We start from the raw sequence: 23,865 nt of genomic DNA, 5'->3' as shown, positions 1-23,865 counted from the left end.
GCCGGGCGCTGGCCGGCGCGCCGTACGACGAGGAGGCACTGTTGGCGATCCTGACCGACGCCCGGCTGCTGGCCGGCGCGCTGCGCGCGGCCCGGGCGCCGCTGACCGCCACGCTGACGCTGCTGCTCGCCCTCGGTGCCCTGCTGCCGCCGGCCGGCGCGGTGGCGATGGCGCACCTGGTGGGCCGTATCCAGGCCGCCGTGCCCGCCGACGCGCCGCTGGCGGTGATGGCGCTGCCGCTGCTCGCCTTCGTCGGGGTGCTCCTGCTCGGTCACGCCGTGGACACGGCGGTAGCGCCGTTGGCGTTCCTGGCCACCGCCCGGATCGACGGCGCGCACCGGGCGCGGGTCGCCGGCCTGGCCGCCGCCGGCACGACCATCGCCCCGCTGGAGGACCCGGAGGTTCGGGCGCTGATCCGGGCGTCCCGGGCCGACCCGGAGAACTGGACCGAACACACCCCCGGCGCCGGGGCGGTCGCCGGCCTGCGGCTGGCCGCCAACCTGATCGGCGTGGCCGGCGGCTGCCTGGTGCTGGCCCGGTACGCCGGCTGGCTGGTGCCGGCGCTGCTGATTCCCGCCCTGGTCAACGGGGTGCTGCGGCAGCGGGACGCCGCCCGGGGCATCGCCGTCTGGCGGGCCGGAACCGGCGAGGGCGCCCGCAACCAGCGGTGGCAGGACGCGGCGACCTCGCCGGCCGAGGGCAAGGACATCCGGGTCTACGGGCTCGGTGACTGGCTGGCCGGGCGGATCCAGCGCCACGCGCTGGCCATGGACGCCCCCGTCTGGGCGCGGCTGGCCCGGGCGATCCCCCGCGAGGGTGGCCAGTTCCTGCTGGTCGGCGTGCCCCTCGTCGCCGGCTACGCGGCGGTCGCGGCCGGTGCGGCCGGCGCACCGGCGGGCTCCGACCGGGTCGTCGCGGCCACGGCGGTGCTGGCCAGCGGCGTGGCCGTCTTCCAGGCGCTCGGGTGGAGCGAGGACCTGCGGGTGGCCGTCTCCGCGGCCGGTTGCCTGCGCGCCACTGTGGACCTGGCCGGCCGGCTGTCCAGCCCGACCGGCACCGCCCGGACGGCGGCCGACCCGGGCCCCGCTGGCACCGGCACCGGCGCGGCCCGGACAACGACCACGACCGGCACGGCCCCGACGGGTCACCGGGATGGCACGGCGGGTGCCGCCGGGCCGGCGCTGGTCCGCTTCGAGGGGGTCTCGTTCGGCTACCCGAACGCTCGCCGGCCCGTGCTCGATCGTCTGGACCTGGAGATCCGGCCCGGCGAGTTGCTCGCCGTGGTCGGTCTCAACGGCGCTGGCAAGTCGACGCTGATCAAGCTGCTGGCCGGGCTGTACGAGCCGGACGAGGGCCGGATCACCGCCGACGGCGTGGACATCGCCGCGCTCGGGGCGGCTGCCTGGCGTCGCCGGCTGGCCGTCGTGTTCCAGGACTTCGTCCGCTACCACCTGCCGGCCCGGGACAACGTCGTCCTCGGCCGGGGCGACCTCCCGCCGGACCCGGCGGCCCTCGACGCCGCGGCCGCCGACGCCGGCCTGGAGCCGGTGCTGGCCCGGCTGTCGGCCGGCTGGGACACCCCGCTGGCCCGCACCGTGACCGGCGGGGTGGACCTCTCCGGCGGCCAGTGGCAGCAGATCGTGCTGGCCCGCGCCCGCTACGCCGTGCGGATGGGCGCCGACCTGCTGGTCCTCGACGAGCCGACGGCGCACCTGGACGTCCGCACCGAGTTCGAGGTCTTCGACCGGCTGGCCCGCAGCCGGGGCAGGGTGAGCGTGGTGCTGATCTCGCACCGCCTCTCCACGGTCCGCCAAGCCGACCGGATCGTGCTGCTCGACGGCGGCCGGATCACCGAGAGCGGCGACCACGACGAGCTGATCGCCCGCCGGGGCCGGTACGCCGAGCTGTTCGCGATCCAGGCCCGCCGCTTCGCCACCGACCCGGCGGCCGCCCCGCCGACCAGCCCGCGAGCCGCCCCGCCGACCGACCCGACAAGCGGACCGGCCACGGCCGGCGTACCGACCGGAGGCCACCCGTGACCGCCACCGCGACCGCCACCGACGGCCCGGCCGGCGGTCCCGGCGTCGACACCCGGCCCGCCCGCAGACGCCGGTACCTGCGCCTGTGGGCCGAACTGCTCGCGCTCTCCTGGCGGCGGGCCCCGGTGCTGACCGCCATGCAGTTCGTCATCCCGGCGGCGATGGCGGCCGCGGTCACCGGTGGCGCCCTGGCCCTGAAGGTGGCCGTGGACGCGATGATCCGCGGCGACGCCGGTAGCGCCGTCGCGGGCGCGGTCGGCGCCGGGCTGGCCGGCGCGGCGGGAATCGCGCTCGGCGCGCTGGACTCGCACACCGCCGGGATCCTCATCGGCAAGGTCGCCGTTCTCGACCTCAACCCCCGCATCCACCGCGACATCACCACCCTCGATGGCCTGGAACACCTGGAACGCGGCGACTTCCAGGACCGGCTCACCCTGGTCCGCAACGCGGGCTGGGAGATCGTGCTGAGTCTGTGGTCGGCCAACGGCGTCGTCTTCGCGGTACTGGAGCTCACCGTGATGCTGTTGCTGCTCGGCACGGTGAACCCGTGGCTGCTGTGGCTGCTGGCGTTCGCCGCCGTACCGCTGTGGTTCGACCAGCGGGGCAACAACGCCGTCATCCGGGCGGCCCTCGCCACCGCGGCACCCGTACGCCGGCAGCGGCACCTGTTCGACCTGGCCACCGATCCGGCCGGCGGCAAGGAGATCCGGGTCGCCGGGGCGGGCGACGCGGTGGCCCGCCGGCAGGCTGCCGCCTGGGACGAGGCGATGCGGCTGCGGTTCCGGGCCCAGCTGGTCGCCGCCGGCTGGCGGATGGCGGGCTGGCTGCTGTTCACCGCCGGCTTCGGTGCCGCGCTGGCGCTGGTCGTGCACCAGGCCGCCCGGGGCGCCGGCTCCGCCGGTGACCTGGTGCTCGCCGTCACCGTCGCCGCCGCGCTGCGGCAGTCGGTCTACACCGGGGTCCGCTACACCACCAACGTGGCCGCCGCCGGGCGGGTCATCGAGCCGTACCTGTGGCTGCGCGACTACGTGCGCGCGGAGCGGGACCGGGCCCGGGCCTGCGGGTCGGTGCCGCCGCCGGCCCGGCTGCGCCACGGGATCACCCTCGACCGGGTCGGCTACCGCTATCCCGGCACGACCGGGCCGGCGCTGGCCGAGGTCAGCGTCCACCTGCCGGCCGGGTCGGTGGTGGCGCTGGTCGGCGAGTACGGGTCCGGCAAGACCACACTGGTCAAGCTCCTGGGCAAGCTGTACCGGCCGGACAGCGGACGAATCCTCGTCGACGGTGTGCCGCTGGACGAGCTGGACACCCCCGCCTGGCGATCCCGGATCAGCGCCACGTTCCAGGACTTCGGCCGGTTCCCCACCACCTTCGCCGAGAACGTCGGCCTCGGCGACCTGCCGCGGCTCGCCGACCGGGAGCGGATCGCGGCGGCGGTGCGGGAGGTCGACGCCGCCGCCCTGGTGGACCGGCTGCCGGACGGCCCGGACACCGAGCTCGACGCCGCGTCCGGGGGGGTGGACCTGTCCGAGGGGCAGTGGCAGAAGACCGCCCTGGCCCGGGCCGCGATGCGCCCGGAGCCGCTGCTGTTCCTGCTCGACGAGCCGACGGCGTCGCTCGACGCGCCCAGCGAACAGGAGATCTTCGACCGGCAGTTGGAGCGGTCCCGCCGCTGCGCGGCCGCCACGAACGCCGTCACGGTCATCGTCTCGCACCGGTTCTCCACGGTCACCGGCGCGGACCTCATCCTCACCCTGCACCGGGGCCGGCTCGTCGAGGCAGGCAGCCACCGGGAGCTGCTGGCCGTCCCCGGTGGCCGGTACGCCGCGCTCTACCGGATCCAGGCCGAGGCGTACGCGCCATGACACTCGGCCGGTTCACCCGATGGGCCCGACGGGGTCACCCGTCGCCGCCCGGGGTCGCCGCCTTGCAGTTGCGGCCCCGACAGAAGGGGCGAAGCGCCTATTTGCGGGGCCCAAAGTGCAAGATCGGCGCACAGGGGAGGGCAGGGGGCGGGGGGCGGGTGGGGCGGGTGGGGCGCTGTTTCCGGGAAAGACGAGCGTGCTTCCTTGCCCCGGCAGGAGCTGGCGAGCACACCCGCACCGGTCGCAACCAGTGATGATTCTTACTTGGCGCGGGCCGGCGGGATCGGTGAAAGGCTCGTGAACGGTGTGACAGGCGGGATTGCCGCTTTAGGCCACCCTGAGGCCGCTGGCCGGTTCTCCGCACCCGAAAATGACCGATCGGACAGTCGCCAGCGGGCCGGATCGGACTACCGGTCGGCTGTTCGGGCGAGCGGCGGCGAGGCGGTGGGCTCGGCACTCTTGAGTCGCTCCCGTTCACCGTGCGTAAGGGATCCGACCATGTCGCAGCTCCTGCCCGCCGCCGACCGGTCCCACCTGCCGGCCGTCGCCCCGGCGACCCCGTCCACCCCTCCGGCGCCGGCCACCGCATCGGCCGTCGCCCTCGCCGCTCCCGTCGCCCCCGGGGCGCGGACCGCCGTGGTCGGCCTCGGCTACGTCGGCCTGCCGACCAGCCTGGCCCTGGTCAGCAGCGGCGCGCGGGTGATCGGGGTCGACATCGACCCGGCCCGGCTCGACGACATCCGCGCCGGCCGGGCCGACCTGCTCGACGACGACCGCGACCGGCTCCGCGAGACGCTGCGGGCCACCGACCCGGCCCTGCGGCTCACCACCTCGATCGCCGAGATCGCCGACGCCGACACGGTGCTGATCTGCGTGCCCACGCCGGTGGACCGCCACCTCGACCCGGACCTCACCGCGCTGCGGGCCGCCTGCGCCGCGGTGGTCACCCACGCCCGCCCCGGCCAGACCCTCGTGCTCACCTCGACCAGCTACGTCGGCACCACCCGCGACCTGCTGGTCGAGCCGCTGGCCGCCCGGGGCCTGCGGGTCGGGCAGGAGGTGTGGGTGGCCTTCGCCCCGGAGCGGGTCGACCCCGGCAACGACGGGCACCGTCAGGAGCTGACCCCCCGGGTCGTCGGCGGGGTCACCCCGGACTGCACCGCGCGGGCCGCCGCGGCGCTGGCCCGGATCACCCCCCGGGTGCACCGGCTCGGCTCGCCCGAGGCCGCCGAGATGACCAAGCTGCTGGAGAACACCTTCCGGGCCGTCAACATCGCCCTGGCCAACGAGTTCGCCGACCTCTGCCGGGACCTGCACCTGGACGTCACCGAGGTGATCGACGGGGCGGCCACCAAGCCCTACGGGTTCATGGCCTTCCAGCCCGGCCCGGGGGTGGGCGGGCACTGCATCCCCTGCGACCCGCACTACCTGCTGTGGCAGCTGCGCGGGCAGCGCCGCGAGGCGCCGCTGATCGAGACCGCGATGCGCGGCATCTCCGCCCGTCCCCGCCGCGTCGTCGAGCGGGTCCGGGACCTGCTCGCCGGGTCCGGTCGTACGCTGCTCGGGGCCCGCGTCCTGCTGGTCGGGGTGACCTACAAGCCCGGCGTCGCGGACGTCCGCGAGTCGCCGGCGCTGGAGATCATCGGCGAGCTGGTCCGGGCCGGCGCGGACGTCGGCTTCGTCGACGACCTCGTCGCGTCGGTCCGCACCCCCGACGGCGCGACCCTGCACCGGCTGACCGACCACACCGAGCGGGAGTGGGACCTGGTGGTCGTGCACACCGCCCAGTCCGACCTGGACGAGGCGTGGCTGCGCGGCCAGCCGATGGTGCTCGACGCCACCTACCGGATGACCGGGCTGCCCCGCCGCGAGGTCGTCTGAGATGCCGGTGCTCCACCAGGTCCGGCGCGACTCGTCCGAGGCGCCGACACCCCGCCAGGTCCCGACCGGGCCGTCCGAGACGCCGGCGCTCTACCCGGTCCGGCGCGGCCTGCGCCGGCTGCTCGCCGCGCTCTGCCTGCTCCCGCTGATCGCCCTGCTGGCCCGGCAGCTGCCCCTGCTGCCGTACGCGCCGCTGATGGCGTACTACGGCTTCGCCGTGCTCACCGCCACCGTCGCCGTGTTCTACCTGGCCTACGCCCGCTACGAGGACCCGAGCGAGGCCCCGGCACATCCCCGGCACGCCGCCACGTTCCCGCCGCTGCCCCCGGCCCCCCGGGTCAGCCTGCTGGTGGCGGTCAAGGACGAGGTCGACGGGATCGAGGCGTGCGTACGGTCGATGACCGACAGCGACCACCGGCCGTTGCAGGTGATCGTGGTCGACGACGGCTCCACCGACGGCACCGCCGAGGTGCTGGACCGACTCGCCGCCGAACTGCCGGTCACCGTGCTGCACCTGCCCCGCAACGTCGGCAAGAAGCGGGCCCTGGTGCACGGCGCCCGGCACGCCACCGGCGACGTGCTCGCCTTCACCGACTCCGACTGCGTCCTCGCCCCGGACGCGCTGCGCCGCTGCGTCGAGGCCCTGCTGCGGCAGCCGGACCTCGGGGCGGTCAGCGGGCACGCCCGGGCGCTCAACCCCGACGAGTCGCTGCTCACCCGGGTGCAGGACGTCTGGTACGAGGGCCAGTTCCGGGTGGCCAAGGCCGCCGAGGCGTCCTTCGGCACGGTGACCTGCGTCTCCGGCCCGCTGGCGGTGTTCCGGCGGGAGGCGGTCGTCAACTACCTGCCGGCCTGGGCTGCGGACCGGTTCCTCGGCGGCGAGTTCCGCTTCGCCACCGACCGGCAGCTCACCGGCTACGTCCTCGGGCAGCGCTGGATCGGCGTACGGCTCAAGCGGCGCTTCGCCGACTCGCCGTTCGTCCGCGACGAGGACCACCCGCCGCGGGCCTGGCGGGTCGGATACGTCCGCTCGGCCCGGGTGTGGACGACGGTGCCGGCGCGGCCGCGCCCGTTCCTGCGCCAGCAGACCCGCTGGAAGAAGAGCTACGTGCGCAACCTCTTCTTCACCGGCACGTTCATGTGGCGGCGCGGCCCCGGCCCGGCGGCGCTCTACTACGGGCACGCGCTGTGGGTCGCGGTGGCCCCGGCGATGGCCTTCGCGCACCTGGTGTGGGCCCCGCTGCACGGCTGGTGGGCGGTGCCGCTGCTCTACCTGTGCGGGGTGCTGCTCAAGGGCACCTTCTGGGGGCTGGCCTACCGGCTGGACAACCCGGGTGACCCGCGCTGGGCGTACCGGCCGCTGATGAGCGTGCTCTCCGCCACGGTGCTGTCCTGGCTGCTGCCCTACTCGGTGGGCACGATCCGGCGCGGCGTCTGGTCGCGGAGCGCGGTGTGAGCGCCGGCCGGCGGCTGCTCGCCAGGCTGGCCCGGGTGATCCTCACCCTCGCCGGTGCCGTGGTGCTGGTGCTGCTCTACGTCGTGGTGTTCACCCGTGGGGAGGTGCTGCGGTGACGCGCTGGTGGTCGCGCCCGCTGGGCGCGCTGCTCTCGCTCGTCACCCTGCTGGTGGTGGCGGCGCCGTTCGGGGTCTCCTGGTACCTGGCCGACCTGCGGCGGCACGTCGGCGCGCAGCGGGACACCGAGGTGACCCGGGTCGACCCGGCGGACCTGCGCCGCTGGACGGAGCTGGCCGGCCAGTTGCCGCAGCGGGCCGCGCCGGTCGTGGTGGCCTACCACGACATCCGGCCGCACGGCGACGACCCGGCCGCGGTCGAGCCCGCCGGCCGGGAGCACTACGTGGTCAGCCCGGAGGAGTTCGACGCCCAGCTCACCGCCCTGCGCGCGGCCGGCTACCGGTCGATCTCCTCGGCGCAGTACGTCGACTACCTGCGCGGCGGCACGGTGCCGGAACGCTCGGTCTACCTGACCTTCGACGACGGCACCCGGGGCCTGTGGGCGTACGCCGACCGGATCCTCGCCCGGCACGACATGGTGGCGTCCTCCTACCTGATCACCGGGCAGGTGGGCGAGCACCGGCCGTACTACCTGAGCTGGGCGGAGATCGCCCGGATGGCCCGCTCCGGCCGGTGGGACTTCCAGGCGCACACCCACGACCTGCACACCCGGGTGCAGACCGGGCCGGGTCGGCTGGGCTCGCCGCTGACCCACCGGCGGTGGGATCCGGCCACGCAGGCGCAGGAGAGCCTGGCCGCCTACGAGCAGCGGCTCACCGCCGACTTCGACGCGATGTTCGCCGCGTTCGCCGCCCACGACCTGCCCCGGCCGCAGTTGTTCGCGTACCCGTTCTCCGAGGTCGGCGACGCCGTGACCGACCCGGCGGCGGCGGCGTTCAGCCGCGAGCTGGTCGCCGGGCGGTTCGCCGCCGCGCTGACCAACAAGTCGCTCGCGCCCGAGCCGAGCAGCCGCCGGTCGGCGGCCGGCGGGCAGGTCGAGCGGGCCGAGGTGTACGCCACGACGAGCGCCGCCGAGCTGGTCAGCGCGGTGGTCGAGCGGACGGCCGCGCCCGCGCGGGTGTCCGCCCCGTTCACGAACGCCTGGGACTGGCGCGACCAGAAGGGCGAGCCGATGACCGACCTGTCGTCGTTGACCGCCGGCCGGTTCACCGCCGCCAGCCCTCGCCGCGCCTACGGCACGCTGCTCGCCTACGCCAGCGCGGACTGGACCGGCTACACGGTCGACGCCGCGCTGCGCGGCCTGCGGGCCGACGGCGGCACCGTCACCCTGACGGTCCGGGTGGACAGCGACGACCCGGTCTCGGTGCGCGTCGCGCACGGCCGGGTGGCGCTGCTGCGCGGCGGCCGGGTGGTCGCCGAGGCCGCGCTGACCCCGGCCGCGACCCACCGCGTGGAGGTGACGGTGCGCGACGGCGAGACCGTCGCCCGGGTCGACGGCGGTCCCGCCCTGCGGGTGGCGACGCCGGCCGGGCCGCGGTCCACCGGTGGGCTCGCGGTGGCCATCGACGACGTTGCGGGCGCCGCCCATCCGTCGGTCGCCGCCCTCGCGGTCGACGCCGCGGGTTGACGGACCGGGTGGCGTGACCCCCGCGACGGCTCAGCCGTCGCGCAGCGCCCGGCGGGACAGGCCGAAGGCGAAGGCGGCACCCAGTGTCGCCGAGGTTGCCAGGAAGAGCACCCCGCTGCCGTACGCGTCCACCACCAGCCCCGCCGCCGCGCCGGACAGCGGGAACAGGCTCAACGCCGCGAAGAGGATGGCGCTCATCACCCGGCCCAGCAGGTGGGCGGCGGTGTGCTGCTGGACGACGGTGACGACCAGGACGTTGGTCACGGTGCTGGCGACACCGGCAACGGCCAGCGCGACGAGGGCACCGGCGTACCCGGTGAACGGCACGAGCGCCACCGCCCCGGCCATCACCAGGCCGGCGAGCATGGCCGTGGCGCCGCGTCGCCGGATCCCGGTGAGCGCGGCGGTGAAGAACCCGCCGGCCAGCGAGCCGCCGGTGAACGCGGCCAGCAGGCCACCGAAGCCGCCGGCCCCGGCGGCCAGCTCTGCGCTGGCCAGCGAGGGCAGCCCCACCCGGACCATCCCGCCGACGGTCAGGTTGGCCGCGGCGGTCACCACCAGGACGGTCCGCAGCAGCGGTGACCCGCGCAGCAGCTGCCAGAATGTCAGCCGGGGCGGCGACGCCGTCCCGTCGGCGGGCCGGGCGACCGGCGCGGCCCGCCGGTGGTGCGCCCCGATGGCGGCGAGGCAGGCGGCCGAGACCGCGAAGGTCAGCGCGTCGACGCCGAACGCGACGCCCGGCGAGAGCAGGACGACGACCAGTCCGGCCACCCCGGGCCCGACCAGCCCGGCGGCGAAGCCGGCGGTGCTGTGCAACGCGTTGCCGGCCTGCAACTGGTCGGCCGGGAGCAGCCGGGGCGTGATGGCGTAGGCGGCCGGCTGGAACAGGCCGGCCCCCAGCCCGGCGACGGCGACCAGCGCCCCGATCGGGACGAGTCCGGGGTCGCCGGCGACGGCGGCCACCGCGATCGCGGCGGTGGACGCCAGCCGGAGGAGGTCGGAGGCGAGCATCACCTGCCAGGGGCCGACCCGGTCGGCGAGGATCCCGCCCAGCGGGGTGGTCGCCAGCCGGCACAGGCCGTAGCCGGCGACCAGCAGCCCGAGTTCGCGGGCACCCCCGCCGGCCTGGTAGACGAGGAAGGGCAGCGCGACGGCGTGGAAGGCGTCGCCGAAGACCGACACCGACTCGGCGACGAAGAGCAGCCGGTAGTCGCGGGACCGCAGCGGCACCAGGCTCAGCCGCAGCCGACGTCGGGGGGTTCGGGTGGTGGTGTCAGCCATGCAGGGCCACCGGCAGCGACTCCAGCCCCCGCAGCATGATCGTGTTGCGCCAGCGCAGGTCCGTCTCGGTGCCGGCCAGGGCCAGCCCGGGGAAGCGGTCCAGCAGCCCGGCCAACGCCACCTCGCCCTCCAGTTTGCCGAGGAACGCGCCGAGGCACCGGTGCGTCCCGTGGCCGAAGGCGAGGTGCCCGGCGTCGCCCCGGTCGAGCAGCAGCCGGTCGGCGTCGGGGAACCGGTCGGGGTCGCGGTTCGCCCCGCCGAGGGACACCAGCACCAGTTCCCCGGCGGGGATCTCGACCCCGTCGACGTCCACCGGCGCGGTGGTGAACCGCAGCGTCGCCATGCTCACCGGCGACTCGTACCGGAGGAACTCGTCGACCGCCGCGGGCAGCGCGGCCCGGTTGCGCCGCAGCCAGGCGTGCTGGTCGGGGTGGCGCAGCAGCGCCAGGGTGGCCGTGCCGAGCAGGTTGACGGTCGTCTCGTGGCCCCCGATGAGCAGCAGGAACACCATGCCCACGATCTCGTCGTCGGCGAGCTGCCCCTGGTCGCGGGCCGCGAGCAGGACGGTCAGCAGGTCGTCGCGCGGGTCGGTGCGCCGCCGCCGCAGCACGACGGCGATGTGGTCGGTCAGCTCCCGCAGTGCCCGGCCGAACGCCTCCGGGTCGTCGCCGTGGGTCAGGATCGCCGTCGACCAACTCCGGTAGGCGGCCCGTTCCTCGGGCGGGAAGCCGATCAACTCGCAGATGACCAGCATCGGCAGCGGGAAGGCGAAGTCCGCCACCAGGTCGACGGTGTCGCGGTCGGCGACCTCGTCGAGCAGCGCGGTGCTGACCCGCTGCACCAGCGGACGCATGGCCGCCACCCGCCGGGCGGTGAAGAACCCGTGGATCAGCCGGCGGAGCCGGGTGTGGTCGGGCGGGTCGCTGTTGAGCATGTGGACCATGTCGCCGCCGAGCGTCACCCCCGCCACCCGACGGTCGGCCAGCTCCTGCGCCCGGCGGGCGTCCTGGCCGAACCTCGGGTCGGCCAGCGCCGCGCGCACGTCGCGGTAGCGGGCGACGACCCACATGGGCAGACCCTCGTCGCTGTGCAGGACCGACACCGGACCGTTGGCCCGGATCCGGGCCAACGTCGGGTACGGGTCGACGACGAACGGGGCCTGCCGTGGTGGCGTCGGCCCGTCCTCGGCGCTGGTCATGGGTCTCCTCGGGTGACACGCTCGGACGAGCTAGACGATCAGGGCGGGGAAGGGCCAACGGTGGGCGCGGGTCGGCAACCACCACAGGTGGCCGGCCTGCCCGGCGACCAGGTGCGCCCCGGCGAGGTCCCGGCGCACCTCGGCCGGCACCGCCGTCGCCGCGACGCCCTCGGCCAGCGTCGCGATCGCCGCCAGGTGACCCGGCTCGTCGATCGTCACCACCTCCAGGGAGCCGGAACGCCGGTCGCGGACCTCCACGAAGCCGGGGCCACGCCGGTAGACGCACCGGCCGAGGAAGAACGCCGCCCGCCAGCGGGCCGCGACCGTGCCGGCGGCGTCCCCGTCGAGGCGGGCCGGCGGGTGCAGGTGGGTGAACAGGTCGCCGCCGTGGCATCCGTCCCGGCAGCGCGCCGTCCAGTCCACCGCGATCCCCCGGGCGGTCAGCTCCCGGACCAGCACCAGGGACCGCGCCGAGCCGGCGTCGGCGTCGGCGCACAGGTCCACCGGGTGGGCCAACCGCGCGTGCCGCGCGCCGGCGGCGTACCAGCCGGCCACGGCCGGGCCGCACGGCCCGACCAGCCGGTGCGTGCCGAGCGCCATCCCGGGCAGCCGGGCGGCGACCGGGTCGTAGTCGCGGGACAGTTCGACCTCGACCACGGTCGCGCCGAAGTCAACCCGCGGCGACGGCATGGCGGTCCTCTCCGGCGCGCGCGGCGGCGTCCGCGGCGGCCCGTTGATGGTCGACCCGGGCCAGCACCTGGTTGTGCGACTCGACGGCGGTGTGCACCCAGCAGCCCCCCTCGTGGAACACGACGCCCAGCTCCGACCAGTGGTCGAGCAAGGGCCGCACCACCGCCGCCCCGCCGGGCGTGCGGGCGGCCAGGGTGGCGTCCGTCCGGGGCTGCGCCAGCAGCCGGAACAGCCCGACCTCGGCCGGCGTGGTCAGCTCGCGCACCGACCAGTCGTACGCGGCCCGCCGGCTGACCAGCACGATCCGGTCGTCGATCTCCTGGTAGGTGAGCCGGCTGACCGGATACTCGGCCCGCCACCGGTCGATCGCCGCGTCCAGCGCCGCCGCCTCGGCCCGGCCGATGCCCCGGGCGACGGTGGTGAAGATGTACGCCAGGTCGGCGAGTTCCCCGGCCGGCAGGTGGTAGATCTCCCGGTACTGCGGTGCCGGCTCCAGCACCGGGAAGCCCAGCTCAGGCTGGTTGAAGTAGGGGCTGAACCGCTCGATGGCGATGCGCGCCGCGCCCATCGGCGGGTCGAGGTGGTGCATCGCCGGCAGCTGCGCGATGACGTCGGTGTAGTCCTCGGCCGTCTCGCCGGGGAACCCGTACAGGTAGTTCCAGCTCGTCGTCACCCCGGCGCTCTGCGCCTCGCGCAGGGCCCGGACGTTCTGGCAGCCGGTCACGCCCTTGTCCATCAGCCGCAGCACGTGGGTGCTCAGGTTCTCCACCCCGGGCTGGACCTGCACCGCCCCGGCCTCGCCGAGCCGCTGGAAGTGGTGCCGGCGCAGGTTGGCCTTGACCTCGAAGTGCAGCCGGACGTCGTACTCGGACTCGGCCAGCCGCAGCAGCACCGAGTCGAAGTACGCCATGTCCAGGATGTTGTCGACCACGATGAAGTCCAGCAGCTGGTGCCGGCGGGCCAGATCCAGCACCTCGTCGAGGAAGCGCCCCGGGCTCTTGCTGCGGAACTGCATCGACGAGCCGTTGAGGCCGCAGAAGGTGCAGTGGTGCTTCTCACCCCACCAGCAGCCCCGGGAGCCCTCGACGACCAGCTTCGGCGCCACCCACTCGGCCGCCGCCGAGGCGTCGAGGCGCTCGACGAAACCGGTGTAGTCCGGGGCGACGATCCGGGCCGGTGGCAGCGGTCGCGTCGACATGGGGTTGGCCCGCGCGACGCCCGTGGGGTCCCGCCAGCACAGCCCGGGGATGTCCGCGAGGCCGCCGGCCACGCCACCGCCGGGGAGCGGGCCGGCGCCGCCGTCGGTGACCGGTTCGGCGCCGAGCGCGTCGAGCAGCGCGGGGAAGGCCGCCTCCCCCTCGCCCCGCACGACGAAGTCGAGGAACGGGAAGTTGCGGTGCAGCGCCGCGCCCTGCGCCCCGTCGCAGTTGGCCCCGCCGAGCACGGTCCGCACGGCGGGCCGGCGCTGCTTGAGCAGGCGGGCGGCGGCCAGGCTGGCGGTGTTCTGCTGGAAGGTGCTGGTGAACCCGACGACGTCGGGCGCGGCGGCGTCCAGCTCGGCGACCAGGGCCGCCACGAACTCCGGTACCAGCTCGTGCAGCGCGGCGGTCATCGCCGTCTCGGCCCGGCTCGCCCCCGCGTCGGCCAGCAACCGGTGGAACGGCGCGAAGTCGCGCCGCTGCCCGTAGAGGGCGCCGGCGAACACCCAGTCCCCGGCGCCCTGGAAGTAGGAGGTCTCGGAGAAGTACTGGTAGTCGGCCAGGCCGAAGGCCAGGCGGTCCACCGCCCAGTCGACGAAGTCCAGGTTCGCGTAGCGGACCCGCACGTCGTGGCCGACGTCGCCGGCGGAGGTACGCAGGATGCCCAGGGCGAGCGACGGGACGTCGAGCGATCCCCACGGCATGTGCACCAGGACGACCTTCATCGCCGGTTTCCTTTCGACGGGCTGGGCATCGTCCCGGGGCCGCGCGGCGGCACCCCGGAACGACGTCGTTGGACGTGCCGTCACCGCCGCCGGGTCACTTGCCGGCCGGCGGCGCCTCGGTCACCTGGGGCCGCGCGGCCGGAACCGCCCGGTCAAGATCGAGGAGCATCTTGACGATGACGGCGCCGCGGTCCCGCTCGCCCGTGCTGATCGGGTCGTGCCGCACAGTGCGTCGCTTCATTGCATTCACCTCCCTCCGGTCGGTCCGGGGTCGGACCCCGCCGGTCGCGGTGGTCCTGGCTGGGGGACGCCGGAGTCGCGTCGTCGTCCGGCGGCAGCACCGTGGCGGCGTACCGGAGCAGGGCGGCGAAGACGGTCGTCTGGTCGGCGGCGTCGCCGTGGTGCCCACCGGTGGTCCAGAGCACCTCGTGCGGCACCGACCGGTCCCGCAGCGCGGCCACGTACCGCCCGACCGCCTCCGCCGGGCACCGTTCGTCGTCGGTGGCGGCGGCGACGAAGAGCGGGCCGCGCACCCGGTCCAGGTAGGTCATCGGGTCGGCGGCCCGGTACCGGTCGGGGACCTCGGCGGGAGTGCCGCCGAAGAGTTCCTCGTCGGCCTCGCGCACGGCGGGCAGGGTCGTGCGGTGGGCGGTGGAGTAGTCAGCCACCGGGGAGACCGCCAGCCCGACCGCCCAGTCGTCGGGCGCGACGCCCAGCGCGAGCAGCACCAGGTAGCCGCCCCAGGAGTAGCCGCACAGCCCGATGCGTCCCGGCTGTGCGACACCGAGGTCGACCAGGTGCCGGCGTACGGCGGCGAGGTCCTCCAGTTGGGCCAGGCCGACCCGGTGGCCGAAGTCGTGCCGCCACCGTGGACCGTAGCCGGTGGACCCCCGGTAGTTGGTGCGCACGACGGCGTAGCCGGCCCCGGTGAGCAGTTCCACCCGGGGGTCGTAGCTGTCCCGGTCGTGCAGGAAGGGCCCACCGTGCAGCAGCAGAAGCGTCGGCCACGGCCCGGTGCCGGGCGGGGTGGCCAGGAAGCTGTGGATCCGGCCGTACGGCTGGGGGGTCCACACCTCGCGGCGGCCCGGTACGCTCGGCGGGCCCGACGTCGGGTGGCGGTCGGCGGCCGGGTCGACGACCAGCCGGCGCGGCGGCACCGCCTCCCGGCTCCACACGTAGTGGATCGTGCCCTCGGGCGCGCAGGCCAGTTCCAGGATGGTCCCCGGAGGGGTGGGCAGGACGGTCGGCTCGCCGCCGTCGAGGTCGGCCAGGAGCAGCCGGCTGCGTCCCGCTCGGTCCTGTTGGACCAGCACCCGGCGGCCGTCGACGTGCCAGTGCGCGGTGATCTCCGTGTCGAACGCCAGCCGCTCGTACAGCCGGACGGCCCGCCCCGGCCACCAGGTGCCGACGGTGTAGCGCCCGCCCGCCTCCACGACCAGCAGCAGGTCCGCGTCGCCGGCCGGTCCGGGGCGGAACTCCAGGGCCCACACCCGGCGGTCCGGGCCGCCGGCGAGGACCTCGGTGTGGCCGTCGGTGAGCCGGACCACCGTGACCGCGACCGGCCCGTCCGGTCGCCCGGCGAGGGCGAGCAGGGTGCCGTCCGGGCTCAGGTCCACCAGGGGCGCGTAGCCGGCCACGGTCGCCAGCGGGCGCGCCGGGCCGCCGGGCGTCCCGAGGAAGCACCGGGACTCCGCGTCGCGCCCGACGCAGACGACCGCCAGCGTCCCGGCGTGGTCGAAGGCGATGCCGTATGGCCGGCCCCGGGGCAGCCCGGTCAGCGCGGGCGCGGCCGGTCCGCCGTCGAACGGCTGGCGTCGCCAGACTCCCGCGCCGTCCGGGCCGGCGTCGAACCACCAGACGTGGCCGCCGTCCGGCTCCAGGTCGCAGGCGTCCACCCCGTGCCGCGCCCGGGTCAGGATCCGGCGCTGCCCGGTGGCGCGGTCACAGGCGACCACCTGCGGGCGGCCGGCGTCGTCGTCGAGTTCGACGGCCCGGAGTGGGGCGGCGGCGGCGAATGCCGGTGCGCGCGGTGCAATCACGACGACCCCGTTCCACCGGACGGCCGGAGCACCGATAGTAATCGAGGTATGCCTATGTGTAAATGTAGTCGGGTGTCGTCGGGACCGGCTACACGTCGGTGACGCGCAGGCCGGCGTGTGAGCGGAAACGCCGGTTGACCGAGATGAGGTTGGCGGTGAACGCCTCCACCTGGTGCGCGTTGCGCAGCCGCCCGCCGTAGATGCCGCGCACGCCGGGGATGACGGCCGCGAGGCCCTGGACGAGGTCGGTGGCCTCGCGGTCGTCGCCGAGCACGAGCACGTCGGTGTCGACCGTGTCGAGGTCGGGGTCCTCCAGGACCACGGCGGAGACGTGGTGGAACGCGCCGACGACGGTCGATCCGGTGAGGATGGCCGCGGCCTGCTGGGCCGCCGAGCCCTCGGCGACGGTGAGGGCGTGGGCACCCTGCCTGTCGAAGCCCAGCGGGTTGACGCAGTCGACCACGACCTTCCCGGCCAGCACCGGGGCGAGTTCGGTGAGCAGCTCGGCGTGGCCGTCCCACGGGACGGCGACCACCACGATGTCGCCGGCGGCTGCGGCGTCGGCGTTCGCCGCGCCCCGGACCCGGCCGGGCAGCGCCGCGGCGGTCTGCGCCGCGCGTTCGGCGTCCCGCGACCCGAGGACGACGTCGAGCCCGGCCGCGGCGAAGCGGCGGGCGAGGCCGCGCCCCTGCGGGCCCGTCCCGCCGAGCACGGCGACGGTCCGGTCGCGAAGCGTGTCGCTGACGGTCATGCCGGTGTCCTCTCGTAGACCACGATCGGGTTGCCGGCCGGGTCGACGACGACCGTCCGCCGCTCGTGCGGCCCGGCCTGCGGTGCTCCGGCGGTGGCGCCGGCGGCCACCAGCCGGGCCACGCAGGCGTCCAGGTCGTCGACCTCGACGCTGAGCAGGGTCCGCCCGGCGACGGGCTGCTGGGAGGCGTCGGCGAGGCCGATGGTGACGGTGCCGTCGGTGAGCGCCGTGTACCGGTCGCCGTCGCGGAAGCGCACCGTCAGCCCGAGGCCGGTGTAGAAGGCGAGCTGGGCATCCAGGTCCCCGGCGGGGACGATCACGTGCCCGATCCTCATGGGCGGAACCTCGGCATGACCTCGCGGGCGAACCGCTCGACGATGGCGATGGACCGCTCGATGGGCAGGCCGAGCCACTGGGCCCGGAACACGAAGTGGTTGTAGCCGGCGTCGGCGAAGTCCCGGATCTTCGCGGCGATGTCGTCGGGTGAGCCGAAGAACAGCGCCTTCTCCTTGATCGCGTCCCACTGCGACTCGAAGAAGTCCATGCCGTACTGGACGTACTCGCCGTAGGAGCGGCGTACCGCGTCGCCGGCCACCGCGAAGGCGGCGTCGGCGGAGTCCGCGACGCACAGGTCTCGGTGGATCGGGAACACCGCGCCCTCCTCGCCGAAGCCGGCCGCCCGGCGCTGCTCCCGGTAGTCGGCCAGGTTGCCGACGGCCCAGTTGCGGCGCACGTTCGACGGGGCCAGCCACGGCATCCCCTGCCGGGCGATCCGGGCGATGCCGGCCGGGCCGTTGGCGCCGACCCACACCGGCGGGTGCGGGCGCTGCGCGGGCAGGACACTGCACCGTACGCCGTCGAGGGTGAAGTGCTTCCCCTCGTGGTGGACCGCCTCCCCCGTCCACAGCCGCTGCATCACCTCGAGGGCCTCGGTCATCCGCGACACCCGGGTACGCCGGTCGATGCCGAACGACGCGAACTCGACGTCGCGGTAGCCGGAGCCGATGCCCAGCACGAACCGGCCGCCGGACATCTGGTCGATGGTCGCGATCTCCTCGGCCCAGTGCACCGGGTGGCCCAGCGGCAGGATCAGGATGCCGGTGCCGAGCTGCATGGTCCCGGAGTGGTCGATGAGCCGGCTCAGCAGCGGCAGCGGCTGCGGCGTGCTCAGCGACGACAGGTAGTGGTGGATGCCGAACACCGAGTCGTAGCCCAGGTCGCGGATGTGCTGGACGTACTCGACGGTCTCGCCGACGCGCCGCCGCAGGTCGTCGCCGGGGGCGTACTGGTGGTCGAGCAGGATGCCGAACTTCACGCCGCGCGCCTACTCTTCCCGGGACCGGGTGTCGCTGAGCCGGAAGTACGGCGCGACCAGCCGGTCCCGGTCGGCCAGCGCCTGGGCGATGCCCTTCTCGCGACGCTCCTTGAGGAAGTTCCAGTCACCCTCCTCGAAGCTGACGTTGGTGGCCCAGCCGTGCCCGACCCAGCCGGTCATCGCGCCCAGGCCCTTGCCCCGGGCCTCCATCACCAGCTGCATCATCGACTTGCCCATCATCAGCGAGTCCAGCGGCATGACGGCGATCGCGTCGGCGTAGTCGTCGACCCACTTCTGCAGCTCGTCGCGCTCGACGACCTTGGTGACCAGGCCCTTGCGCTCGCCCTCCTCCGCGCCGATGGCCCGCATGGTCAGCATGACGTCCTTCATCGTCGTCAGGCCGACCTTCTCGATCCAGTGGTACATGTCCTGCGGGGCGGGGCCGAGGTAGCGGAACGCCGGGTGGGTGAACCGGGCGTCCGGGGAGGCGATGACGATGTCGGCCGACAGCGCGATCTGGAAGTGGCCGCCGTAGCAGTAGCCCTGCACCTGGCAGATGGTCGCCTTCAGCGACTCGATGATCGGGCGGGTGAAGCCGGAGCTGAGCACGTTGCGGTCGGGCAGGATGCGCTGCCGCTGCGCCGGCCGCCGCCGCGACGCCTTGTCCGTGCCGGTCTTGTAGCCGATGTAGTGGCCCAGCTCGGCGGCGTCGGCCCCGGTGCCGAAGTGCTCGCCCTCGCCCTTAAACACGATGACCTTGACCCGGTCGTCGGTCTCGGCCTCCCGCACCAGGTCACCGACCCGTTCGAACGCGGCCACCGGGATGGCGTTGAGCCGCTCGGGGCGGTCGAAGGTGATGGTCGCGACGGACCGCCGCTCGTCGACGTCGTAGCGGACGTACTTCGCGAGGACCTCGGGGTCGACCTCCATGTTCTCGACGTCCCACTGGTGTTCCAGAAGCTCGGCTTCGGTCTTCTTCACGGCGGTTCCTTAGGTGGCGGGGGTGCGGAAGGCGGGGATCACTTCGGTGGCGAACAGCCGCAGCGAGGCGCGCAGCTTCCCGGTGGGCATGCCCAGCCACCCGGGACGGAAGATGAGGTGGTCGAAGCCCAGGTCGCGCAGGGCGGAGATCCGTTCGACGAGGAACTCCGGGGAGCCCAGCAGCAGCGTGTTGCGGACCAACTCGTCGAACCGGTCCCGCTGCCAGCGCAGCGCCGGATACTCGGCGTACGTCGAGTACTCGACCCGGGCGTGGGGCAGCGCCTCCTCGACGGCCCGCTCGGTGGTCGGCGCGCAGTAGAGTTCGACGCCGACGGGCCGCTGCACCGTCGCCGGGTCGCGGCCGTACTCGACGAGGGCCTCGTTGTAGACGGCGAGGTGTTCGGGCAGGAACCGGCGGCTCGGGGAGTTGCCCGGCGCGTACCAGGCGTCGCCGAGGCGGGCCGCCCGGCGGACGGCCTTCCTGCCGCCCGCGCCGATCCAGATCGGCGGGCCGCCCGGGGTCAGCGGGCGTACCCCGATCGTGGCGTCGGCCTGCGGGTAGAACTCGCCCTCGTGGGTGACCGGCTCCCCGGTCCACAGGGCCCGGATGAGCCGCAGGCTCTCGTCGAAGCGGCGGAACCGGGTGTCGGGGTCGATGCCGAAGGCGGCGAACTCGTTGTCGCGGTAGCCGGCGCCGACGCCGAGGACCACCCGCCCGCCGGAGAGGTGGTCGAGGGTGGCGAACTCCTCGGCGATGTGCGCCGGGTGGAACATCGGCAGCAGCAGGATGCCGGTGCCGAGCAGCATGTCGCCCGAGCGCGGGATCAGGCTCGCCAGCATCGAGATGGGCTGCGGGGTGGCCAGGTTGGACTGGAAGTGGTTGATCGTCCACACCGAGTCGTAGCCCAGCTCGGCGGCCAGCTCGACGGTGCCGAACAGGTCGTCGAGATGCCTGCGCAGGTCGTCGCCGTGCGGGTACTGGTGCGACGCCATGATGCCGAACCTCATCAGCTTCCCCCTCCCTGCGCCACGGGTGCCGCCGCGCGGCTGGTCTTGCCCGCCTCCGGCAGGGGTGCCGCTGCGCGGCTGGTCTTGCCCGCCTCCGGCAGGGGTGCCGCTGCGCGGCTGGTCTTGCCGGTGGTGCTGCGTTCCAGGGCGGGCACGAACTCGACCCGCCGGGGGGTCTTGAAGTGGGCGAGGCGGTCCCGGGCGTACGCGACGACGGCGTCGGCGAGGTCGGCGTCGGCGACCGCGTCGTCGGCCTCCCGCACGACGAGCGCCACGGGGATCTCGCCCAGCCGGTCGTCGGGGCGGCCGAGCACCCGCACGTCGCGCACGAGCGGGTGCTCGCGCAGCACGTCCTCGATCTCCTCGGGCCACACCTGGAAACCGCCGCACTTGATCATGTCGCGCTTGCGGCCGACGAGGAACAGGACGCCGTCGGCGTCGACGTAGCCGATGTCGCCGGTGTGCACCCAGCCGTCGCGGACCAGGTCACGGGACGCCTCGGCGTCGTCGACGTACCCCCGGGTGAGCGCGGACCGGACGACCACCTCGCCCGACGAGCCGGCGGGCAGGGCCTCGCCCGCGTCGTCGCGGATCTCCAGCTCCACGCCCGGGTAGACCCGGCCGGCCGACCCGGGCTTCCACCGGCCGGCCTTCATGTCCCGGCCGGTCCAGCCGGCGATGTGCCCGGCCTCGGTCGAGCCGTAGTTGACCAGGATGGGCACCCGGTAGCGCTCCTCGAAGGCGCGCCGCACCGGCCAGGAGATCGCCTGCCCGGCCACGAGGACGGACTTGACCCCGTGAAACGGCAGGTCCCGCTCGGCGTGCACGATGTCGAAGACCATCGTGGGCAGCAGGAAGAGGTTGTCGAACGCGAACCGGTCCATCAGGTCGGCGAGGCGGTCGACGCCGAAGCGTTCCCAGACCACGGCGGCCCGCCCGACGAAGTACGCGAACAGCAGCGAGTGCTGGCCGCCGCTGTGGAACAGCGGCAGGGCGATGAGGTTGGGGGCGGCGTCGGGCGCGGCGGTGCCCTCGGCGTCGGTGCCGGTGCTGACCCGGGCCAGCCGCCCGAGCGACTCGCGGGTCCCGCCGTGGGTGACGCTGACCGCCTTCGGCCGCCCGGTGGTGGTGCCCCCGGTGAACAGGATGCACGCCTCGGCCTCGGGCGCGACGTCGACCGTCGGCACCCGCGCCTCGTGCCGCCACGGCAGCGCCGCCGCCCCGGCGAGCGGTTCCGCGACGCTACGCACCGGCGGCGCGTCCCCGGCGGCGGCGAGGAACTCGGCGACCACGTCCGGGCGGCGGTCGTCGACGAGCAGCAGGCGCGGGTCGGTCTTCGCGACCGACTCGGCCAGCTCGGCGGCGTTGTAGAGGCTGCTCACGGTGACCGGGACCGCGCCGATCTTCCACGCGCCGAAGAGGAAGAAGACGATCTCCGGGCCGTTGGTCAGGTAGCAGGCGACGCGGTCGCCGGGGCCGACGCCCTCGGCGCGCAGCGCGGCGGCGACCCCGCCGGCGAGCAGGTCGACCTGGTCGAACGTCCACGACCGGCCGTCCTCGCCGTGCAGGCCCGGCACGTCGGGACGGTCGGCGCAGCGCCGGTCGAGGATGCGGGCGAGGTTGCCGGCGCTCATCGGGCCTCCTCCCGCCCGGTCGGTGCGGTGTCGACGCGCGCGACGACCTCCGCGCCGAAGCGGGCGAGCTGCTCCATCGCCTCGTCCTGGCCGGCGCCGACGAACTGGTGCCGCAGGGAGACCTCCGTGATGCCGAGGTCGGTCTCCCAGCGACGCAGCTTGTCGACGATCTCGTCGGCCGACCCGACCAGGCAGTCCTCGGCGAGGTAGCGGTCGAGGTCGAGGGACTGGGCCTCGTCCCACGACTTGTAGCCGGCGTACTGGCGCTCGAGATGCGGGCGGACGGCCGCGACCGCACTGGCGTAGCTGTCGCCGAGGTACGCCTCGCGGGTCATCGGGTACTCCCGGTCGAGGGAGAAGCCGCGTTCGGCGAGGTCGGCGCGGTAGCTGCCGAGCAACCGGGCCAGCTCGGCGTCGTTGCCCTTGGGGCCGATGAGCCACGGGGCGTCCAGCCGCGCGGCCCGGCGGATCGCGGGCTCGGCGAACGCGCCGATCCACAGCGGCGGGCCGCCGGGCTGCACGGGGCGCAGCGCCAGGGCCGCTCCGGGAACCTCTCCCCAGCTGCCGGCGACGTCGACCGTCTCGCCGTTCCACAGCGACCGCAGCATCGGCACGTACTCGCGCAGGCGGCGCAGCCGGTCGTCCCAGGCGACGCCGAAGGCGGCGGTCTCGCGCCTGCGGTAGCCGGCGCCGATGCCGACGGTCAGCCGGCCGCGCGAGAGCACGTCGAGGGATGCGAGGTCCTCGGCGAGCGCGACCGGGTTCAGCAGGGGGGCCAGCAGCACCCCGAAGCCGATGCGGACCCGCGAGGTGGCGCGGGCGAGGTACCCGGCCAGCGGGATCGGCTGGACGAACGCCGACCGGGCCAGGTAGTGGTGGCCGAGGTAGACGGCGTGGAAGCCGGCCGCCTCGGCGGCGGCGGCCTGGGCGAGCACGCCGTCGATGCCGTCGACGACGGAGGCCGACGGGTCGAACTGGGCGCTGAGGAAGCAGCTGATTCTCACCCGACGACCGCCTGGGTGACAGGTGTCTCCACCCGGGCGGTGGCGGTGGCGCTGCCGGTGGCGGTGGCGCTGCCGTTGCCACTGGCGCTGGCGTTGTCCTGCGCGCGGAAGTGCGGGATGACCTTCGCGGCGAACTCCTCCATCGACCGCAGCGCGGCCCGGCGGTCCAGCGACGGGATCCGCAGCCAGCCGATGTAGTGGTTGATGCCGAGCTGTTCGCGCAGCATCTCGATGGTGTCGATGACGCGCTGCGCCGAGCCGAAGTTGCCGCCGTGCGTCAGCGTCTGCTCCAGGGTCAGCAGCTCGATGTTCTTCGCGACGGCCGCGTAGTAGGCCCGTTCCTGCTCGATGGCCTCCTCCGAGCCGGGGATGACCTTGCCGACCGACTTGTAGTAGTTCATCGCGGCCAGGGCGGCCTCCCGCAGGCCCTCCTCGCTGTCGCCGCACCAGACCTGCTGCATGAACGGCAGGTCGTAGGCGGCGATGTCGAACCCGTTCTCCCGCATGCTCTGCCGGTAGAGGCTGAAGTTCTTCTGCATGATGCCCAACGGCGTGAAGTTCGGGGAGGTGATGATCGACTCGCCGACCGCGCCGCGCTCGCGGAAGCTGTCCGGGGAGACGGTGCCCTGCAGGATCGGCGGGCCGCCGGGGGTGTGCGGGCGCGGGTAGGTCGTGACGTCGTCGTAGTGGAAGATCTGGCCGTGGTAGGAGAAGTTCTCCTGCGACAGCGCCAGCCGCAGGACCTCCAGGGTCTCCTGGTAACGCTGCTTGGACTCCTCAAGGGGGATGCCGAAGCCGGCGAACTCGGCGGGCTGGTAGCCGCGGCCGACGCCGATGCAGACCCGGCCGCCACTGAGCACGTCGAGGGCGGCGATGTCCTCGGCCAGGCGCAGCGGGTGGTGCAGCGGCAGCACGAGCACGGCGGTGCCGATGGTGATGCGCCGGGTCCGCTCGGCGACGGCCATGCCGAAGTTCACCGGGCTGCCGAGGATGCCGTACTTGGAGAAGTGGTGCTCGGCCAGCCAGATCGAGTCGAAGCCCAACTCGTCGGCCAGCTGGATCTCGTCGAGGGTCTCCCGCAGCACCTGGTGGTCCGATGTGCCGTCGCCCACCGGGAACAGGTTCATGATTCCGAACTTCACGGCCTCTCCTCG

At 74.5% G+C, this 23,865-nt stretch carries 18 protein-coding genes; 5 read left to right on the top strand and 13 right to left on the bottom strand.

Features of this window, described 5'->3' with window-relative positions; all coding sequences use genetic code 11:
- Positions 1–41: 41 nt before the first annotated feature.
- From ACFT41_RS18925 to ACFT41_RS18905, 5 genes are all read left to right on the top strand, one after another.
- Entirely contained in the window at positions 42–2,039 is a 1,998-nt protein-coding gene (locus ACFT41_RS18925; RefSeq protein WP_377613935.1) for an ATP-binding cassette domain-containing protein, read from the top strand.
- Positions 2,036–3,904 (top strand): ABC transporter ATP-binding protein, encoded by a 1,869-nt coding sequence (locus ACFT41_RS18920; RefSeq protein WP_377587101.1) that lies wholly within the window; start codon positions 2,036–2,038, stop codon positions 3,902–3,904. Before ACFT41_RS18925 ends, ACFT41_RS18920 begins: the two co-directional genes overlap by 4 nt.
- Positions 3,905–4,402: 498 nt before the next feature.
- Positions 4,403–5,785 carry a nucleotide sugar dehydrogenase gene (locus ACFT41_RS18915; RefSeq protein ID WP_377587102.1) on the top strand — a complete coding sequence of 461 codons (1,383 nt, stop codon included), beginning with the start codon at positions 4,403–4,405 and terminating at the stop codon, positions 5,783–5,785.
- Position 5,786: 1 nt separating this feature from the next.
- Positions 5,787–7,241, top strand: a complete 1,455-nt coding sequence (locus ACFT41_RS18910) for a glycosyltransferase (protein WP_377587103.1) — start codon at positions 5,787–5,789, stop codon at positions 7,239–7,241.
- Between the two features lie 112 nt (positions 7,242–7,353).
- Positions 7,354–8,886 carry a polysaccharide deacetylase family protein gene (locus ACFT41_RS18905; RefSeq protein WP_377587104.1) on the top strand — a complete coding sequence of 511 codons (1,533 nt, stop codon included), beginning with the start codon at positions 7,354–7,356 and terminating at the stop codon, positions 8,884–8,886.
- 30 nt (positions 8,887–8,916) lie between these two features.
- On the opposite strand, the gene ACFT41_RS18900 is transcribed toward ACFT41_RS18905, so the two are convergent.
- From ACFT41_RS18900 to ACFT41_RS18840, 13 genes are all read right to left on the bottom strand, one after another.
- Positions 8,917–10,167 (bottom strand): MFS transporter, encoded by a 1,251-nt coding sequence (locus ACFT41_RS18900; RefSeq protein ID WP_377587105.1) that lies wholly within the window; start codon positions 10,165–10,167, stop codon positions 8,917–8,919.
- The gene (locus ACFT41_RS18895) at positions 10,160–11,365 is read right to left on the bottom strand and encodes a cytochrome P450 (RefSeq protein ID WP_377587106.1); all 1,206 of its coding nucleotides are present in this window, start codon (positions 11,363–11,365) and stop codon (positions 10,160–10,162) included. The genes ACFT41_RS18900 and ACFT41_RS18895 overlap by 8 nt, the downstream gene beginning before the upstream one ends.
- A gap of 30 nt (positions 11,366–11,395) precedes the next feature.
- Positions 11,396–12,055 carry a DUF5825 family protein gene (locus ACFT41_RS18890; protein WP_377587107.1) on the bottom strand — a complete coding sequence of 220 codons (660 nt, stop codon included), beginning with the start codon at positions 12,053–12,055 and terminating at the stop codon, positions 11,396–11,398.
- Positions 12,036–13,979 carry a RiPP maturation radical SAM C-methyltransferase gene (locus tag ACFT41_RS18885; RefSeq protein ID WP_377587108.1) on the bottom strand — a complete coding sequence of 648 codons (1,944 nt, stop codon included), beginning with the start codon at positions 13,977–13,979 and terminating at the stop codon, positions 12,036–12,038. Before ACFT41_RS18885 ends, ACFT41_RS18890 begins: the two co-directional genes overlap by 20 nt.
- 152 nt (positions 13,980–14,131) lie before the next feature.
- Positions 14,132–15,934 (bottom strand): prolyl oligopeptidase family serine peptidase, encoded by a 1,803-nt coding sequence (locus ACFT41_RS18880; protein WP_377587145.1) that lies wholly within the window; start codon positions 15,932–15,934, stop codon positions 14,132–14,134.
- A gap of 172 nt (positions 15,935–16,106) precedes the next feature.
- On the bottom strand, positions 16,107–16,769 hold the full coding sequence (gene npdG, locus ACFT41_RS18875; RefSeq protein WP_377587110.1) for an NADPH-dependent F420 reductase: 663 nt from the start codon (positions 16,767–16,769) through the stop codon (positions 16,107–16,109).
- Positions 16,766–17,104, bottom strand: a complete 339-nt coding sequence (locus ACFT41_RS18870; protein WP_377587112.1) for a VOC family protein — start codon at positions 17,102–17,104, stop codon at positions 16,766–16,768. Before ACFT41_RS18870 ends, npdG begins: the two co-directional genes overlap by 4 nt.
- Positions 17,101–18,084: an LLM class flavin-dependent oxidoreductase gene (locus ACFT41_RS18865; protein WP_377587113.1), complete on the bottom strand. Its 984-nt coding sequence runs from the start codon at positions 18,082–18,084 to the stop codon at positions 17,101–17,103. Before ACFT41_RS18865 ends, ACFT41_RS18870 begins: the two co-directional genes overlap by 4 nt.
- A 9-nt stretch (positions 18,085–18,093) precedes the next feature.
- Positions 18,094–19,065: an enoyl-CoA hydratase/isomerase family protein gene (locus tag ACFT41_RS18860; protein WP_377587115.1), complete on the bottom strand. Its 972-nt coding sequence runs from the start codon at positions 19,063–19,065 to the stop codon at positions 18,094–18,096.
- Between the two features lie 9 nt (positions 19,066–19,074).
- On the bottom strand, positions 19,075–20,073 hold the full coding sequence (locus ACFT41_RS18855; RefSeq protein WP_377587117.1) for an LLM class flavin-dependent oxidoreductase: 999 nt from the start codon (positions 20,071–20,073) through the stop codon (positions 19,075–19,077).
- Positions 20,073–21,707, bottom strand: coding sequence for a class I adenylate-forming enzyme family protein (locus ACFT41_RS18850; RefSeq protein WP_377613934.1), 1,635 nt, complete (start codon positions 21,705–21,707; stop codon positions 20,073–20,075). Before ACFT41_RS18850 ends, ACFT41_RS18855 begins: the two co-directional genes overlap by 1 nt.
- Positions 21,704–22,711 (bottom strand): LLM class flavin-dependent oxidoreductase, encoded by a 1,008-nt coding sequence (locus ACFT41_RS18845; protein WP_377587119.1) that lies wholly within the window; start codon positions 22,709–22,711, stop codon positions 21,704–21,706. The genes ACFT41_RS18850 and ACFT41_RS18845 overlap by 4 nt, the downstream gene beginning before the upstream one ends.
- Positions 22,708–23,853: an LLM class flavin-dependent oxidoreductase gene (locus tag ACFT41_RS18840; protein ID WP_377587120.1), complete on the bottom strand. Its 1,146-nt coding sequence runs from the start codon at positions 23,851–23,853 to the stop codon at positions 22,708–22,710. Before ACFT41_RS18840 ends, ACFT41_RS18845 begins: the two co-directional genes overlap by 4 nt.
- Positions 23,854–23,865 lie beyond the last annotated feature (12 nt).

Origin of the sequence: Micromonospora sp. NPDC057141 (assembly GCF_042670805.1) — a bacterium.
In the GTDB taxonomy this organism is placed as follows: Bacteria; Actinomycetota; Actinomycetes; order Mycobacteriales; family Micromonosporaceae; genus Micromonospora.
Note: the sequence above shows the minus strand (reverse complement) of the source record. Positions and strands in the feature narration are given on the sequence as shown.